Origin of the sequence: Pseudomonas sp. NCIMB 10586 (assembly GCF_023127895.1) — a bacterium.
GTDB lineage: Bacteria > Pseudomonadota > Gammaproteobacteria > Pseudomonadales > Pseudomonadaceae > Aquipseudomonas > Aquipseudomonas synxantha_A.
In genome coordinates this window covers 110,865-127,786 of the sequence record NZ_SPKQ01000002.1, presented here as the reverse complement: position 1 = coordinate 127,786, position 16,922 = coordinate 110,865, and the positions used below count along the sequence as shown (strand labels likewise).

Here is a 16,922-nt window from a genome sequence, read left to right as displayed (position 1 = left end):
CAATAATTGAGTATAAAACCATGTTCGCGCACAGCGGTTTTGTGTTCCGTCGTCCCGTCCCGCCGAGCTGATTGCCAATGCCATTGCCACACACTTCCAATGTGGGAGGGGGCTTGCCCGCGAAGACGTCGGCCCAGCAAACATTGAGGTGTGGTGTGGCTTACTTTTTCAGCAGCGCCGAGCACGCTGCCTTGTAAGCCTCATGCTGATATTTGTTCAGCGTGGCCGGCAATTCAACGTTGTGCTTCTTGTTCTGCGCATTGATGGTTTGCGGCGACAGCAGCGTCACCTCCACCCCGTCCAGCAACTGAAAGATCCCCTCAATCTTGAACGTCGTCGGGCCCCCGGCGAACTCGCCTTTTTTACTGCGCTTTTTGATCGCGATACGGGTAATGGCGTTCGCCTGCACGAACGCCTTCACCTGGGCGGCGAAGGCTTTTACGTTGGCTGCTTCGTCGTCGTCTTCAAGGGCGATTTTCTTGGTGGCCAGGGCGATGTGGGTCAGTGCCTGGTTGTCCAGAGCGGCGAGGGCGATGATGGCTTCGCTGCCTTTGATTTCGATGCCGCAAGTAGTCATGGAATGCTCCGCGCCCCAGAAAATGCTCATGGGTAAGTTATTTATCGGGGCGCATGATACCGCCAAGCTCAAACAGCTTCTTTACGGTTTCGCTCATGGGCTGCATTTGAGAGATCTCAATGTGCAATTTCAACAAACTGGCTTTCTTGATTTCTTCGTCGAGTTCATTTTGGCGCTCGTTTGGCCCGTGGATTTTTTTGCGCCAGCCGCTTAGGCCAAATACGGTTAGCCATGATGCGACGAGGGCGTATATGACGAGGGCGATCAATGAAAGCGCCTCTCGAGCACGTACGAAGTTAAATACAAGATCGAGGGTGTCAGGATCAGCAGGTTTGTAGCCGGCCTTCAGCTCTGACTGGATTTTCAATGCAGCTGCTAAAAAATCCGGATCGTTATTTAATTTCTTTGAAAGCTGCGGGATATAGTCTTTCTCGGTGTCACCCTCTTTAAGAGCGGTGATGCGGTTTTCGAATAATCTCTGATTATGCTGGTTTGAAAAGTTGTCCAGAGACGCGTTGGTCTGTACTTCGATTCGATAATCCAGGTAAGCCAATGACAGGATGGCAAACAGCGCGCCGCCGAGCATCAGCAAGCCGCAAACAGCGGCAAATTTGTACAGGTTGTCGGTGGGAGGGGTAGGAAACCATTGCATTGTTCAGTACTCATCCTTGAGAGGGAAAGCATCGTTAAATTTGACGAGCGCGCAAAAGCAGCGTGGGACTTGCTTGGCCAATAGGGTGCGCAAATCACTCCTGCCCAATCGACTCCAAAAACTCCGACCGCTCATCACTCATCCGCGCCAGGCAATCATTCTGCGCAATCGCATACTCCTTGCTGCCATTGACCGCCGGGAAGGTGTCCACCGCGCAATCGGCATCACGCAGTTTTTCCCATTTCTGCTGGGCGTCCTTCAGACGGGCGGTAATGTCGGCCAGTTTGGTCTTGTCGCTGCCGTAGGTTGAAGCCATGCGCTCCAGCAGGCCTTGATAGTTATCCTTGAGCAATTGCTCGGCGGTGGTTTTGTTGTAGGCGGCGCAGGCCAGGGTCTGTTTGTCGTTTTCGATGCCGTCGCACGGCGTGCTGTCGGTGTCTTCGGCTGCGTGAACGCCGGTTGCGATGAGTGCCAAAGCCAGGAAAATCGATTTCATTGCGCCGTCTCATATCACGTGATGCGCAATTCTGGCTCAAGCGTAAGACAAAGAACAGTCGCCCGTCAGGCATGTCTGCACAGCCTTTGTCGTGGATTGACGCTTTCGGCAATTCCCCTGTCGTTTTTGCACCCGGCTCGGGTTGTCCCTGGGCATATGCTGGCCCCAAAGCGCCGGCAGACGATTCGGCGCATGAATCGCCAATAAGGGGACGCCTGATGAGCCCAGCCGAGTTGCACGCCGACAGCATCGTTATCGACGGTCTGATTATTGCCAAGTGGAACCGCGACCTGTTCGAAGACATGCGCAAAGGCGGCCTCACCGCCGCCAACTGCACGGTGTCGGTGTGGGAAGGCTTCCAGGCCACGATCAATAACATCGTCGCCAGCCAGACCCTGATCCGCGAGAACAGTGACCTGGTGATCCCGGTGAAAACCACCGCCGACATCCGCCGTGCCAAGGAACAGGGCAAGACCGGCATCATCTTCGGCTTCCAGAATGCCCATGCGTTTGAAGACCAGCTCGGCTATGTCGAGATCTTCAAGCAGCTCGGCGTTGGCGTGGTGCAGATGTGCTACAACACCCAGAACCTGGTGGGCACCGGCTGCTACGAGCGCGACGGCGGGTTGTCGGGCTTCGGGCGCGAAATCGTCGCCGAGATGAACCGTGTCGGCATTATGTGCGACCTGTCTCACGTCGGTTCCAAGACCAGCGAAGAAGTCATCCTCGAATCGAAAAAGCCGGTGTGCTATTCACACTGCCTGCCGTCCGGGCTCAAGGAACACCCGCGCAACAAGTCCGATGAAGAACTCAAGTTCATCGCCGACCACGGTGGGTTTGTCGGCGTGACCATGTTCGCGCCGTTCCTGGCCAAGGGCATCGATTCGACCATCGACGACTACGCCGAAGCCATCGAATACACCATGAATATCGTCGGTGAAGACGCCATCGGCATCGGCACCGACTTCACCCAGGGGCATGGTCAGGATTTCTTCGAAATGCTGACCCATGACAAGGGCTACGCCCGCCGCCTGACCAGCTTCGGCAAGATCATCAACCCGCTGGGCATCCGCACCGTGGGTGAATTCCCCAACCTCACCGAGACCCTGCTCAAGCGTGGCCACCCCGAGCGCGTGGTACGCAAGATCATGGGCGAGAACTGGGTCAACGTCTTGAAGGACGTCTGGGGCGAATAAGCCAGACACCTATCGGCAACACCACAACGAATTTTTCTGGAGTTAAGTTTCCATGGCCAAGATCGCCCCGCAATTGCCAATCCAAGTCGACAGCGAAACCGGTGTCTGGACCTCCGACGCCCTGCCCATGCTGTACGTGCCGCGCCATTTCTTCGTCAACAACCACATGGGTATCGAAGAAGTGCTGGGCGCTGATGCCTACGCCGAGATCCTCTACAAGGCCGGCTACAAATCCGCCTGGCACTGGTGTGAGAAAGAAGCCGAGTGCCACGGCCTGGAAGGCGTCGCGGTGTTCGAACACTACATGAAGCGCCTGTCGCAACGTGGCTGGGGCCTGTTCAAGATCCAGGACATCGACCTGGATAAAGGCACCGCCAGCGTCAAGCTTGAGCACTCGGCGTTCGTCTACGTGTACGGAAAGGTCGGGCGCAAAGTCGACTACATGTTCACCGGCTGGTTTGCCGGTGCCATGGACCAGATTCTTGAGGCCCGTGGTAGCAAGATCCGCACTGTCGCCGAACAAGTCTACGGAGGCTCCGAAGAGGGCCACGACGATGGCCTGTTCACCGTCAAACCGTTGTAAGCCGAGGACCGTGCCATGGCTTTCGAAGCAATGTTTGCGCCGATCCAGATCGGCAAGCTGACCATCCGCAACCGCGTGCTCAGTACCGCCCACGCCGAGGTGTATGCCACCGACGGCGGCATGACCACCGACCGCTATGTGAAGTACTACGAAGAGAAAGCCAAGGGCGGTATCGGCCTGGCGATCTGCGGCGGCTCCTCGGTGGTGGCCATCGACAGCCCCCAGGAGTGGTGGAGCTCGGTGAACCTGTCCACCGACCGCATCATCCCGCACTTTCAGAACCTGGCCGACGCCATGCACAAGCATGGCGCCAAGATCATGATCCAGATTACCCACATGGGCCGTCGCTCACGCTGGGACGGCTTCAATTGGCCGACCCTGATGTCGCCGTCCGGCGTGCGTGAGCCGGTGCACCGTGCCACCTGCAAGACCATCGAGCCGGAAGAAATCTGGCGCGTGATCGGCAACTACGCCCAGGCGGCGCGTCGTGCCAAGGCCGGTGGCCTGGATGGCGTCGAGCTGTCTGCCGTGCACCAGCACATGATCGATCAGTTCTGGAGCCCGCGGGTCAACAAGCGTACCGACGAATGGGGCGGTAGCTTTGAAGGCCGCATGAAGTTCGGCCTGGAAGTGCTCAAGGCCGTGCGTGCCGAAGTGGGCGATGACTTCTGCGTGGGCATGCGCCTGTGCGGTGACGAGTTCCACCCGGACGGCTTGTCCCATGAGGACATGAAGCAGATCGCCAAGTATTACGACGACACCGGTATGCTCGACTTCATCGGCGTGGTGGGCTCGGGGTGCGACACCCACAACACCCTGGCCAACGTGATCCCGAACATGAGTTACCCGCCGGAGCCGTTCCTGCACCTGGCAGCCGGGATCAAGGAAGTGGTCAAGGTTCCGGTGCTGCACGCGCAGAACATCAAGGACCCGAACCAGGCCACGCGCATCCTTGAAGGCGGCTATGTGGACATGGTCGGCATGACCCGTGCGCACATCGCCGACCCGCACCTGATCGCCAAGATCAAGATGGGCCAGATCGACCAGATCAAGCAATGCGTGGGCGCCAACTACTGCATCGACCGCCAGTATCAGGGCCTGGACGTGCTGTGCATCCAGAACGCCGCGACCTCCCGTGAATACATGGGCGTGCCGCACATCATCGAGAAAACCACCGGGGCCAAGCGCAAAGTGGTCGTGGTGGGCGCAGGCCCCGCTGGTATGGAGGCAGCACGTGTCGCCGCCGAACGCGGCCACGACGTAACCCTGTTGGAGAAAAAAGAGTTCATCGGCGGGCAGATCACCACCGCTTCGAAAGCGCCGCAGCGCGACCAGATCGCCGGTATCACTCGCTGGTACCAGCTGGAGTTGGCGCGCTTGAAAGTCGACCTGCGCCTGGGCGTGGCGGCGGATGCCGAGACCATTCTGGACCTGCGTCCGGACGTGGTGGTGCTGGCGGTGGGCGGGCATCCGTTCATCGAACAGAACGAACATTGGGGCGCCGCCGAAGGCTTGGTGGTGAGCAGTTGGGATGTGCTTGACGGCAAAGTCGCGCCGGGCAAGAACGTGCTGGTGTACGACACCATTTGCGAGTTCACCGGCATGTCGGTGGCGGACTTCCTGGCGGACAAAGGCTGCCAGGTGGAAATCGTCACCGACGACATCAAGCCCGGTGTGGCAATTGGCGGTACGTCGTTCCCGACTTACTACCGCAGCATGTACCCCAAGGAAGTGATCATGACCGGCGACATGATGCTGGAAAAGGTCTATCGCGAGGGCGACAAGCTGGTGGCAGTGCTGGAAAACGAATACACCGGCGCCAAAGAAGAGCGGGTGGTCGACCAGGTGGTGGTGGAGAACGGCGTACGCCCGGACGAGGCCCTTTACTACGGGCTCAAGGAAGGTTCACGCAACAAGGGCCAGATCGACGTCGAAGCCTTGTTTGCGATCAAACCGCAGCCGTGCTTGAGCGAGGCGGGCGAAGGGTACTTGCTGTTCCGCATTGGTGACTGTGTGGCCCAGCGCAACACCCACGCCGCAATCTACGACGCCCTGCGCCTGTGCAAGGATTTCTAAGCCGACACCGAACCAAAAAGTGGACTCGGTTCAAATGTGGGAGGGGGCTTGCCCCCGATAGCGGTGGGTCAGCTACAACAGTATCAACTGACACTCCGCCATCGGGAGCAAGCCCCCTCCCACATTCAAGGCCAGTTTCACAGTAGACCTGTGTGGTCTGTGGGAGCTTCATCATGTTGAACACCTTGTTGCCAATTCTCTTGTTTGCCGCTTTGGGGCTCGCCGTCCTCGGCGCCTTGCGCCGCATGAGCATGTGGCGCCGTGGGCGTGCATCCAAAGTCGACTTGCTTGGCGGTCTTTTGGCCATGCCCAAGCGCTACATGGTCGACTTGCACCACGTGGTCGCCCGCGACAAATACATTGCCAATACCCACGTCGCCACGGCGCTGGGCTTTGTGCTGTCGGCGCTGCTGGCTGTTGCGGTGCACGGCTTCGGCCTGCAGAACCGCATTCTCGGCTATGCCTTGCTGCTGGCTTCGGCGTTGATGTTTGTGGGCGCGATCTTCATGTACCTGCGCCGCCGCAATCCGCCTGCGCGCCTGTCCAAGGGCCCATGGATGCGCCTGCCGAAAAGCCTGATGGCGTTCTCGGTGAGCTTTTTCCTGGTGACCTTGCCGGTGGCCGGGATTCTGCCCGCTGACTTTGGCGGCTGGCTGCTCGCTGCGCTGCTGAGCGTGGGCGTGCTGTGGGGCGTATCGGAAATGTTTTTCGGCATGACCTGGGGCGGGCCGATGAAGCACGCCTTCGCGGGTGCCCTGCACCTGGCCTGGCACCGCCGCGCCGAGCGCTTCGGCGGTGGCCGCTCCACTGGTTTGAAGCCGCTGGACCTCAGTGATAAAACCGCGCCGCTTGGCGTGGAAAAGCCCAAGGATTTCACCTGGAACCAGTTGCTCGGCTTCGACGCCTGCGTGCAATGCGGCAAGTGCGAAGCAGCGTGCCCGGCGTTCGCTGCCGGCCAGCCCCTGAACCCGAAAAAGCTTATCCAAGACATGGTCGTCGGCCTGGCCGGTGGCACCGATGCCAAGTTCGCCGGTAGCCCATACCCAGGCAAACCGGTGGGCGAACACGGCGGTAACCCGCATCAGCCGATCGTCAATGGCCTGGTGGATGCCGAGACGTTGTGGTCGTGCACCACATGCCGCGCCTGCGTGGAAGAGTGCCCGATGATGATCGAGCACGTTGACGCCATCGTCGACATGCGCCGCCACCTCACCCTGGAAAAAGGTGCCACGCCGAACAAGGGCGCCGAAGTCCTGGAAAACCTGATTGCCACCGACAACCCTGGCGGTTTCGCACCGGGCGGTCGCCTCAACTGGGCGGCGGACCTGAACCTGCCGTTGCTCAGTGACAAGGGCAGCTGCGAGGTGCTGTTCTGGGTCGGCGACGGTGCCTTCGACATGCGCAACCAACGCACCCTGCGGGCGTTTGTCAAAGTGCTCAAGGCGGCGGGGGTGGACTTTGCGGTACTCGGCCTGGAAGAACGCGACAGCGGTGACGTAGCGCGGCGTCTGGGCGATGAAGCAACTTTCCAATTGTTGGCCTCGCGCAATATCCAGACGTTGGGCAAATATAGCTTCAAGCGCATTGTTACCTGCGACCCGCACAGTTTCCATGTGCTGAAAAACGAGTACGGCGCCTTCAACGGCAATTACTTCGTACAGCATCACAGCACCTTCATGGCCGAGTTGATCGGCGACGGCGCGCTCAACCTGGGCCAGCACAAAGGCAGCAGCGTGACCTACCACGACCCTTGTTACCTGGGCCGCTACAACGGCGAATACGAGGCACCGCGCCAAGTGCTGCGGGCGTTGGGCATCGAGGTCAAGGAAATGCAACGCTCAGGCTTCCGTTCGCGCTGCTGCGGCGGTGGCGGCGGCGCGCCGATCACTGACATTCCCGGCAAGCAACGTATCCCCGACATGCGCATGGAAGACATCCGCGAAACCGGTGCCGAACTGGTGGCCGTGGGCTGCCCGCAATGTACGGCGATGCTTGAAGGTGTGGTCGAGCCGCGGCCATTGATCAAGGATATTGCCGAGCTTGTGGCCGACGCTTTGCTTGAAGACCCTGTGCCGGCAAAAGCGCCTAAACGTGAACCCGCGGAGGTGCATTGATGAGCGACATTATTCGCCGTGACCCTCGGGCCGAATGGATCGCCCGTAACCGTCTTCACCCCTTGCACGCGGCCATGCAGCCCGTGCAGCAGAGCTGGATGGGGCCCAACGGCATCATTCGTAAAAACGTGCACGGTGTCGGTTTTATCGGCCCCAACGGCATCAAGCGTATTGACCGCAGCGGTGCCCAGCAGGGCGGTGCGGCCAAGCGTACGGCGGCGGTGGAGGTACAGTTGCCACTGCATCAGGTGCCAACGCCCGCGTTCTACATCAGTGTGGTGCCGGACATGGTCGGTGGCCGCTTGAGCAGCCACGACCGTGACTTGCTTGGCCTGGCCAGGCAACTGGCTGGCAGCGACGGCGCGGTGCTGGCCATGGTGTTTGGTGAACATAAGGAAAACGCCTTCGCCACTGCCGGTGTCGATCGCCTGCTGGTACTGGACGGCCACGCGTTCGACGGTTATTCACCGGAGCAACGCGTACAAGGCCTGCGCGCTGTGGATAACCAGTTCAATCCGCGCCACTGGCTACTGCCGGACAGCCGCAGCGGCGGCGGTGAATTGGGTCGGCGCTTTGCCGCCAGCCTCAAGGAACGCCCGGCGACACGCGTTTGGCAAATCAAGGGCGATGAGTGCATCGGCCGTGCGGGGGCGGGCCAGCAAGATTTGGCCCGGCCGCTGCCGCGCCTGATCCTGGCGGCCGTTGAGTGTGCCGACCCGGTCAGCGAGACCCGGCATGAGGTATTGCCCGTAGAGTTATCCACAAGCCTGGCGCGCAGTTTGTCGCGTATCGAGGACCTGGGGGCGGTGGCGGTGGATCCGGCGGCGATTCCCATGGCCGAAGCGGAATTCATTTTCTCCGGTGGCAATGGCGTGAAGGACTGGGCGCTGTTCCACCAGACCGCCGCAGCCCTGGGCGCCACCGAGGGCGCGTCGCGGGTGGCGGTGGACGATGGCTTCATGGCGCGTGATCGTCAGGTCGGCGCCAGCGGCACCTGGGTCACGGCGCGGGTGTACGTGGCCGTGGGTATTTCCGGGGCGATCCAGCACCTGCAAGGCATCGGGGCCTGCGACAAGGTGGTGGCGATCAACCTCGACCCGACCTGCGACATGATCAAGCGTGCCGACCTGTCGGTGATCGGCGAAAGCGCCGCGATTCTGCAAGCCTTGATCGATGCGGTGCAGGCCTACCGCAACGGCGCCAAGCGCGATGCAGCTTAGGGACATGACCATGACAACCACTGTAATCAGCTTGGTATCCATCGGCGCCCACCCCACTTCCGGGCGCCCGCGCCGTGCGGAGCAGGACGCCCGCGCTGTCGAGCTGGGCCTGCAAATGGCTGGGGATAAGTTGCAGGTGCTGCACGCCGGCGATATCAACGAGCCGACCTTGCGCAGCTACCTTGGGATGGGGCTGGCGCAACTGCATGTACTGGAACAACCGCCCGGCGCCGATGCCTTGCCGGTACTCAGTGAATACCTGCATGACGCCGGCGCCCAGGTGGTACTCACCGGCAGTCAGGCGGAAACCGGTGAAGGCTCGGGCATGTTGCCGTTTCTGCTGGCAGAACAATTGGGCTGGCCCCTGGTTGTAGGGTTGGCCCAGGTGGAATCCATCGACGCCGGCGTGGCCCATGTACTGCAAGCCTTGCCTCGCGGCCAGCGGCGGCGCCTGAAAGTGCGCCTGCCGTTTCTGGCCACCGTGGATAACGCTGCGCCCAAACCGCGCCAGAGTGCATACGGCCCGGCGCAACGTGGCGAACTGGCGGCCCATGAGGTGGAGATCGAACAGGACGAGTTATTCACAGGCGCCCTGCTGCAACCGGCCAAGCCAAGGCCCAAGCGTCTCAAGGTGATCAAGGCCAAGAGCGGCGCCGACCGTATGAAGGCTGCCACGGCCAAGGCCAGTGGCGGTGGTGGGCAGGTGCTCAAGGGTGTGAGTGCTGAAGAGGGCGCTCAGGCGATTCTCAAGCTGTTGATTGAAGAGGGTGTCGTACGCTGATCCGCTGTGGGAGGGGGCGTGCTCCCTCCCGCATGAGTTCTGCGGTTTACCCACAATCGCTGTTGATCCGCTTGTGGATAACCTGTTCGCGGTTGTCCACACCCCCTATGTATCAAGCCTTGCAGCCCTCTGTACGAAAAATAGCCAGCCTAAACTGCGGTTTTTCCAGGAGTTTTCCCGGTTGGCAGTACTGACTTGCCCCCAAAGTCTGTTGGCGCATCTGTGGATAAGATGTTCGCTATCTTCTGTAAGCCATGTAAACAAAGGCTTTCAGGAGGTTGATCGAAATTCGATCAGTTTCGGCTTTTTTCTGCATTGAAACCCCGGGAAGCCCGATTTATGCAGGGTTTGTGCGCTTTTCCACAGGTTGGATAAAGTTGCCCCCAAAGTCTGTTGGTGCATCTGTGGATAAGGTGTTCGCTTAGTGCTGTAGGCCATATGAATCAAGGTCTGCACAGATATGATCAATAAATGATCAGGTAAGGATGGATCCCTTGGTTTCAAATAAGTCACGGATTTTCTTGATTTAATTTAAGCCGCACACCGACTTGCCCACAATTGCTGTGGGTGGCTTTGTGGATAAGTTGTTGGACAAAGGCTGGAGGGCAGGGTGTTAGCGGTCTGCGCGAGAGTTGATCAAATAGTAGGCAGCGTCTGCTTGAAGTGTGGGAGGGGGGGCTTGCTCCCGATAGGGATGGCTCAGCTTGCACATGCATTGGCTGATACTCCGTTATCGGGAGCAAGCCCCTCCCACCTTTTGATCCATAGGGCGTAAGTTACTCGTGTGCAGCCACACCTTTGAGGTACGGCGCAGGCGCGGCACCCAAGTTGTTCAACATGCGCTCGCTGTACCAGTCCACAAAGTTCACCACGCCAAACTCATAGGTCTTGGAGTACGGGCCAGGCTGGTAGGCTGTTGAGTTGATGCCGCGCTGGTTCTCCTCGGCCAGGCGACGGTCCTGGTCGTTGGTCGCGTCCCACACCTGGCGCATGCGCTCCACATCGTAGTCCACGCCTTCCACGGCATCTTTGTGCACGATCCACTTGGTGGTGACCATGGTTTCCTGGGCGCTGATCGGCCACACGGTGAACACGATGATGTGATCGCCCATGCAGTGGTTCCACGAATGAGGCAGGTGCAGGATGCGCATCGAGCCCAGGTCCGGGTTCTTGATGCGGCCCATCAGTTTGGCGCAGCCCTGCTTGCCGTCCAGGGTCATCGACACTGTGCCCTTGAGCAGCGGCATACGCACGATGCGGTTACGCAGGCCGAAGCTGGCGTGGGCGTAAGGGATCTTCTCGGCATCCCAGGCGGCGGCGGAGGCGGCTACGTGGTCCTTGAACGCCTGGTCGGCGCGCGGGTCGGTGACGTCGTCCCATTCCAGCAGGGTTTTGAGCAGTTCCGGGTGCGACGCGTTGCAGTGGTAGCACTCGCGGTTGTTTTCCAGCACCAGCTTCCAGTTGGCTTTTTCGAACAAGGTGGTCTGGATCGCCACCTTGGTGTTTTCCATGTCGTAGGGTTCCATGTAATGGCTGAGCGTCGACAGGAAGTCATCGATGGCCGGCGGGGTCTCGGCCAGACTGATGAAAATGTAGCCGCCGGCGGTCTTCACGTTTACCGGTTTCAAGCCGTACTGCTTCATGTCGAAGTCGGCGCCCATCTCGGTACCGGCGAACAACAGGCGACCGTCCAGTTCGTAGGTCCATTGGTGGTAGTGGCAAACCAGTTTGGCGACCTTGCCCTTTTCGCTGGTGCACAAGCGCGAACCACGGTGGCGGCAGACGTTGTGGAATGCATGTACCACGCCTTCGGCGCCACGGATCACGATGATCGGGTTCTTGCCCACTTGCAGGGTCAGGTAGTTGCCCTTGGTGGGGATTTCGCAGGTCATGCCGGCAATCAACCACTCTTTCTGGAAGATCTCCTGCATGTCGATATCAAACAGCCGCTCATCAGAGTAGAACGGCTGTGGCAGCGAAAAGGTGCGCTCGCGCTCGTGCAGCATTTGCGCGGTGGCCTTGCGTGCGGGTTCCAGCGGATCGCCCAAGCTTAAGGTTGCGGTGACGTCCATCGTGTGTGTCCTCATGGCCATTCTGTGTGGCCGGCGAATAGTGGCTGATCAGGTTTGCAGCAAGGCGTAAAGAACGCGTCTTTGTTGGGAGCGAGTGTGGGCCCGGCGTTGGGTCGAACCTTATCCATGGGCGACATGGCCCAATCTGATCCCGACGCGCAAGGCCCTGTCTTTGGGGGCTGGTCGCCGTAAGTATGTGAATGTCGCAGATAGGTAAATGGGTGGCCCCGGCGTTACGCAGAATCGCCACCATAAGGCCGACGTCGGCGGTGGAGAACAACATGTCTAGCAATTTCCTGAATCCGGTAACCACCCAGACCTGGGCCAATGGTCGGCACATCGTCCGTTGCGTCAAAGTCATCCAGGAAACCTGGGACGTGCGCACCTTCTGTTTTATGGCTGACCAGCCGATTCTGTTCTTCTTCAAGCCCGGGCAATTCGTCACCCTGGAGCTGGAAATCGAAGGCCAGCCGATCATGCGCTCCTACACGATCTCCAGTTCACCGTCGGTGCCTTACAGCTTTTCGGTAACCATCAAGCGTGTACCGGGCGGGCGTGTGTCCAACTGGCTGCATGACACGCTGCACGAGGGCCAGGAGCTGGCGGTGCACGGACCTGTCGGGCTGTTCAACGCGATCGACTTCCCCAGCCCGAAAGTGCTGTACCTGAGCGGCGGGGTGGGGATCACCCCAGTCATGTCCATGGCGCGCTGGTTCTACGACACCAACGCTAATGTGGACATGACGTTTGTTCATAGCGCGCGTTCACCCAAGGACATCATCTACCACCGCGAGCTGGAGCACATGGCGTCGCGGATCGACAACTTCAGCTTGCACCTGATTTGCGAAAAGCATGGCCTGGGTGAACCCTGGGCCGGCTACCGCGGTTATCTGAATCACAAGATGCTGGAACTGATGGTGCCGGACTTCCTGGAGCGCGAAGTATTCTGTTGCGGCCCGACGCCTTACATGAGCGCAGTGAAACGCCTGCTGGAAACCGCCGGTTTCGATATGGCGCGTTATCACGAAGAATCCTTTGGTGCGACGCCGCCGGAAGCGCGGGCCGACGCCGTGGAGCAGGCCGAGCAAGCGGCGGATGCGCCGGAAATCGACCTCGCGGATCTGCACCAGGTGGAGTTCATCGCATCGGGCAAAAGCATTCGGGTGGCCCCCGGCGAGACTGTCCACGCAGCAGCTGCCAAGCTTGGCCTGTTGATCCCCAAAGCCTGCGGCATGGGTATCTGCGGCACGTGCAAGGTGATGAAGCTGGGCGGGGAGGTGGAGATGGAACACAACGGCGGGATCACCGAGGAAGACGAAGCCGAAGGTTACATCCTGTCGTGCTGCAGCGTGCCGAAGGGCGATGTGCGCATCGAGTTCTAATACCTCGCACATTCCCACGCAGGAGCGTGGGAATGTGCGGTCGGCTGTGCGCCGAGGGTCATGAGTCTTCGGCGCGGGCTTCCAGGAGTAACGGTTACTGCGCGTAGATATGCACGACGAAATGCTGGCCTGATGCTGTCAATTCATAGGCTTTATCGTAGATCCTCAACGTCCTCGAAGGTTCGCGGATGGTGTCCCCGACTTTGGCGTACTTCCTGAACTCATCCCAGTCAATCACCGTGGTGCTGATAGTGCCATCGCTTTGCAGGGTGTTGCCGTTGCTTTGATATTCCATGATTAAGCTCTCCATTGGATTTACGTTTCCAGCCGATTATTCGGCGGGTAGCGAACCCGGAAAATGGCGGTTATGACTGCGTTTTCCTTCCGGGTACCAAGAGGCTAGTCAACGAATATCCAGCGCGTAGCTGTCAGAAATATCAAAAAACAGACTCGGCAATCGGCCAGTATTCGCTGGCCGAATTCCCACGTTAAGCCCTCATGACTTCCCTGATATCGGCGGCTAACTCTCGTACACGTTCTTCTTCTGTGTCCCACGCACACATGAATCGCGCCCCACCTTTACCGATAAAGGTGTAGAAGCGCCAACCCTTGGCTGTAAGCCCCGCAATGGCTGGCTCCGAGAGTTGCAGGAATACACCGTTGGCTTGCACAGGGAACATCAATTCAACGCCGGGGATGTCCGCAACCAGGCTGCTGAGCAATTGCGCGCAGTGGTTGGCATGGCGTGCGTGCTTGAGCCAGGCATCGTTTTCCAGCAAGCCTACCCACGGGGCGGACAGGAAGCGCATCTTGGATGCCAACTGGCCAGCCTGTTTGCAGCGGTAGTCGAAGTCTTCGGCCAGCTTGTGATTGAAGAACAGGATGGCTTCACCCACCGCCATGCCGTTCTTGGTGCCGCCAAAGCACAGCACGTCCACCCCGGCTTTCCAGGTCAGGTCGGCCGGTGAGCAGCCCAGGAACGCGCAGGCGTTGGAGAAGCGAGCACCGTCCATGTGCAGGTTCAGGCCCAGCTCTTTGCACGTGGCGCTGATGGCGCGGATTTCTTCCGGGGTGTACACGCTGCCGACTTCGGTGGCCTGGGTCAGGGTGACCACGCGCGGTTTGGGGTAGTGGATGTCCTGGCGCTTGAGGGCGATCTCGCGGATCGATTCCGGGGTCAGCTTGCCGTTCTCGGTGCGTGCAGTGAGCAGCTTGGAGCCATTGGAGAAAAACTCCGGTGCGCCGCATTCGTCGGTTTCAACGTGGGCGGTTTCCGAGCAAATCACGCTATGGTAGCTCTGGCACAGCGAGGACAGTGCCAGGGAGTTGGCGGCGGTGCCGTTGAAGGCGAAGAACACTTCGCAGTCGGTTTCGAACAAATTGCGGAAACCGTCGGCGGCGCGATGGGTCCACTCGTCATCACCGTAGGCGCGTTGATGGCCGTGGTTGGCTTGTTCCATGGCGGCCCAGGCTTCCGGGCAGATGCCGGAATAGTTGTCGCTGGCGAATTGTTGGCTCTTGTCGGTCATGGCCCATTCCTGTGGTCGATGTTGGTGCGCACTTTAACCAAGATTGTCAGGGGCGCGCACGCTCTGTAAATGCAAAGTCGTTGGGGAATTATGCACGGTACTCACACCTTGCCTGTCGGACGTGTCCGAGATGGCGCTTTGGACTTACTCAAGTGGCTGGCGCTGCTGAGCATGGTGCTCGATCACCTGCGCTATGTGGGGTTGAGCCTGGATGGGCTGTATGTGCCTGGGCGCCTGGCGTTCCCGTGGTTTTGCCTGGCGATTGCGGCCAATTTGCACAGGGCCCGGAACGCTCCGGTGACCGGCCATCGGCGCTACCTGGGGTGGTTGCTGCTGTTTAGCGTGATCAGCGAAGTGCCTTATCGGATGTTCATCGAAGATGCCGATACCTTGAACGTGTTGCCGACTCTGGCGCTGGGCCTGCTGGTTGCCCGAGGTTGGCAGCAGAAGGCGTTGATTGATCGAGGATTGGCGCTGATCGCCGTCACAATAGCCGCTGTGTTTTCAACCCAGTTGATGTTCGGTTTCTTTGGTGTATTGCTGCCACTGGCGATGCTGTTGGTGTTTCGCCGGCCCTGGTATTTCAGCGTGCTGCCGGGGTTGGTCTGTGTCGCCGCGAATCAATGGCAGATTCTGCTGAATAGCGGTACGCCTGTGGCGCAGTTGGGGTTGGCTGCATGTCTGATTGCGCCGCTGGCAGGATTGGTCTTATTGCGACATGGCAAAAACGCCAAGCCACCCGCCATGCGGCGCTGGGCCTATGCCCTGTATCCCATGCATTTTCTTCTGTTGCTACTCGTTCGCAAGCTCATCGCCTGACCCCTGTGGGAGCTGGCTTTGCACATTCTTCAGTCCATGTCGTAAACGCACCTTTGCGTGGCGTGCGCAGGCATTTGACCTGTACGCGCCAGCCCTACCATCGCATCAAAGGGCCCTGCGAGGGCTTCAACAATACGAAAGGCTGGGAGAGACGCGATGTTCAGCAAACAAGACCAGATCCAGGGATATGACGACGCACTGCTGGCGGCCATGAATGCCGAGGAGCAGCGTCAGGAAGACCATATCGAGCTGATCGCGTCGGAGAACTACACCAGCAAGCGCGTCATGCAAGCCCAAGGCAGCGGCCTGACCAACAAATACGCCGAAGGCTACCCGGGTAAGCGCTACTACGGTGGCTGCGAGCATGTGGACAAGGTCGAGGCCCTGGCCATCGAGCGTGCCAAGCAGCTGTTCGGCGCCGATTACGCCAACGTGCAGCCGCACTCCGGTTCGTCCGCCAACAGCGCGGTGTACCTGGCGCTGATCAATGCCGGCGACACCATTCTGGGCATGAGCCTGGCCCACGGCGGTCACCTGACTCACGGTGCCAAAGTGTCGTCCTCGGGCAAGCTGTACAACGCAGTGCAATACGGCATCAACACCGACACCGGCCTGATCGACTACGACGAAGTCGAGCGCCTGGCGGTCGAGCACCAGCCGAAGATGGTGGTGGCCGGTTTCTCTGCCTACTCCAAAACCCTGGATTTCCCACGCTTCCGTCAGATTGCCGACAAAGTGGGCGCGCTGCTGTTCGTCGACATGGCCCACGTCGCCGGCCTGGTGGCTGCCGGCCTGTACCCGAACCCGCTGCCCTACGCCGACGTGGTCACTACCACTACCCACAAGACCCTGCGCGGTCCACGGGGCGGCCTGATTCTGGCCAAGGCCAACGAAGCGATTGAAAAGAAGCTCAATGCTGCGGTGTTCCCCGGTGCCCAGGGCGGCCCGCTGATGCATGTGATCGCCGGCAAGGCGGTGTGCTTCAAGGAAGCGCTGGAGCCCGGCTTCAAGGCGTATCAGCAACAAGTGATCGACAACGCCCAGGCGATGGCCGAGGTGTTCATCAAGCGTGGCTACGATGTGGTCTCCGGCGGCACCGATAACCACTTGTTCCTGGTCAGCCTGATCCGTCAGGGCCTCACCGGCAAAGACGCGGACGCCGCCCTCGGTCGCGCCCACATCACCGTCAACAAGAACGCCGTGCCGAATGACCCGCAGTCGCCGTTCGTGACCTCGGGCCTGCGCATCGGCACTCCGGCGGTGACCACCCGTGGTTTCAAGGTGCCGCAGTGCATCGAGTTGGCTGGCTGGATCTGCGACATCCTCGACAACCTCGGCGACGCCGATGTCGAGGCCAACGTGGCCAAACACGTGTCTGCCCTGTGCGCTGATTTTCCGGTTTATCGCTGAGCGCGGTTTTGGAGT

General features: G+C 59.8%; 15 protein-coding genes. 9 read left to right on the top strand and 6 right to left on the bottom strand.

The features are described 5' to 3' along the window. Nucleotides 1-160: 160 nt before the first annotated feature. The 3 genes from E4P01_RS00880 to E4P01_RS00870 form a co-directional block, all read right to left on the bottom strand. Nucleotides 161-577, bottom strand: a complete 417-nt coding sequence (locus E4P01_RS00880; protein WP_216090407.1) for a DUF3010 family protein — start codon at nucleotides 575-577, stop codon at nucleotides 161-163. A gap of 37 nt (nucleotides 578-614) precedes the next feature. After that, on the bottom strand, nucleotides 615-1,229 hold the full coding sequence (locus E4P01_RS00875; RefSeq protein ID WP_032879060.1) for a hypothetical protein: 615 nt from the start codon (nucleotides 1,227-1,229) through the stop codon (nucleotides 615-617). Nucleotides 1,230-1,323: 94 nt separating this feature from the next. Further along, nucleotides 1,324-1,725 carry a lysozyme inhibitor LprI family protein gene (locus E4P01_RS00870; RefSeq protein ID WP_005792155.1) on the bottom strand — a complete coding sequence of 134 codons (402 nt, stop codon included), beginning with the start codon at nucleotides 1,723-1,725 and terminating at the stop codon, nucleotides 1,324-1,326. A gap of 218 nt (nucleotides 1,726-1,943) precedes the next feature. Between E4P01_RS00870 and E4P01_RS00865 the strand changes: the two genes are divergently transcribed. From E4P01_RS00865 to E4P01_RS00840, 6 genes are all read left to right on the top strand, one after another. Then, nucleotides 1,944-2,921, top strand: coding sequence for a dipeptidase (locus tag E4P01_RS00865; RefSeq protein WP_005792153.1), 978 nt, complete (start codon nucleotides 1,944-1,946; stop codon nucleotides 2,919-2,921). Between the two features lie 52 nt (nucleotides 2,922-2,973). Further along, nucleotides 2,974-3,504 (top strand): DUF5943 domain-containing protein, encoded by a 531-nt coding sequence (locus E4P01_RS00860; RefSeq protein ID WP_078822519.1) that lies wholly within the window; start codon nucleotides 2,974-2,976, stop codon nucleotides 3,502-3,504. Nucleotides 3,505-3,519: 15 nt separating this feature from the next. Then, nucleotides 3,520-5,580, top strand: a complete 2,061-nt coding sequence (dgcA, locus tag E4P01_RS00855) for a dimethylglycine demethylation protein DgcA (RefSeq protein ID WP_032879068.1) — start codon at nucleotides 3,520-3,522, stop codon at nucleotides 5,578-5,580. Nucleotides 5,581-5,753: 173 nt separating this feature from the next. Further along, nucleotides 5,754-7,694, top strand: coding sequence for a dimethylglycine demethylation protein DgcB (gene dgcB / locus E4P01_RS00850; RefSeq protein WP_078822514.1), 1,941 nt, complete (start codon nucleotides 5,754-5,756; stop codon nucleotides 7,692-7,694). After that, the gene (locus E4P01_RS00845; protein ID WP_216090406.1) at nucleotides 7,694-8,914 is read left to right on the top strand and encodes an electron transfer flavoprotein subunit alpha/FixB family protein; all 1,221 of its coding nucleotides are present in this window, start codon (nucleotides 7,694-7,696) and stop codon (nucleotides 8,912-8,914) included. The genes dgcB and E4P01_RS00845 overlap by 1 nt, the downstream gene beginning before the upstream one ends. Nucleotides 8,915-8,924: 10 nt before the next feature. Next, nucleotides 8,925-9,695 (top strand): electron transfer flavoprotein subunit beta, encoded by a 771-nt coding sequence (locus E4P01_RS00840; RefSeq protein WP_005792147.1) that lies wholly within the window; start codon nucleotides 8,925-8,927, stop codon nucleotides 9,693-9,695. A 776-nt stretch (nucleotides 9,696-10,471) separates the two neighbouring features. Here E4P01_RS00840 and gbcA read toward each other — a convergent pair. Continuing rightward, nucleotides 10,472-11,767: a glycine-betaine demethylase subunit GbcA gene (gene gbcA / locus E4P01_RS00835; RefSeq protein ID WP_032879076.1), complete on the bottom strand. Its 1,296-nt coding sequence runs from the start codon at nucleotides 11,765-11,767 to the stop codon at nucleotides 10,472-10,474. A gap of 281 nt (nucleotides 11,768-12,048) precedes the next feature. Here gbcA and gbcB point away from each other — a divergent pair, with 281 nt between their 5' ends. After that, the gene (gene gbcB, locus E4P01_RS00830) at nucleotides 12,049-13,149 is read left to right on the top strand and encodes a glycine-betaine demethylase subunit GbcB (RefSeq protein WP_032879077.1); all 1,101 of its coding nucleotides are present in this window, start codon (nucleotides 12,049-12,051) and stop codon (nucleotides 13,147-13,149) included. A gap of 94 nt (nucleotides 13,150-13,243) precedes the next feature. Here gbcB and E4P01_RS00825 read toward each other — a convergent pair whose 3' ends face one another. Beyond that, the gene (locus E4P01_RS00825) at nucleotides 13,244-13,444 is read right to left on the bottom strand and encodes a hypothetical protein (protein WP_078822512.1); all 201 of its coding nucleotides are present in this window, start codon (nucleotides 13,442-13,444) and stop codon (nucleotides 13,244-13,246) included. A gap of 193 nt (nucleotides 13,445-13,637) precedes the next feature. Next, entirely contained in the window at nucleotides 13,638-14,678 is a 1,041-nt protein-coding gene (locus E4P01_RS00820) for a low specificity L-threonine aldolase (RefSeq protein WP_032879081.1), read from the bottom strand. Nucleotides 14,679-14,768: 90 nt separating this feature from the next. Between E4P01_RS00820 and E4P01_RS00815 the strand changes: the two genes are divergently transcribed. Next, the gene (locus tag E4P01_RS00815) at nucleotides 14,769-15,497 is read left to right on the top strand and encodes a TraX family protein (RefSeq protein ID WP_216090405.1); all 729 of its coding nucleotides are present in this window, start codon (nucleotides 14,769-14,771) and stop codon (nucleotides 15,495-15,497) included. Between the two features lie 156 nt (nucleotides 15,498-15,653). Then, nucleotides 15,654-16,907, top strand: coding sequence for a serine hydroxymethyltransferase (glyA, locus tag E4P01_RS00810; protein ID WP_032879086.1), 1,254 nt, complete (start codon nucleotides 15,654-15,656; stop codon nucleotides 16,905-16,907). Nucleotides 16,908-16,922: the final 15 nt, after the last annotated feature.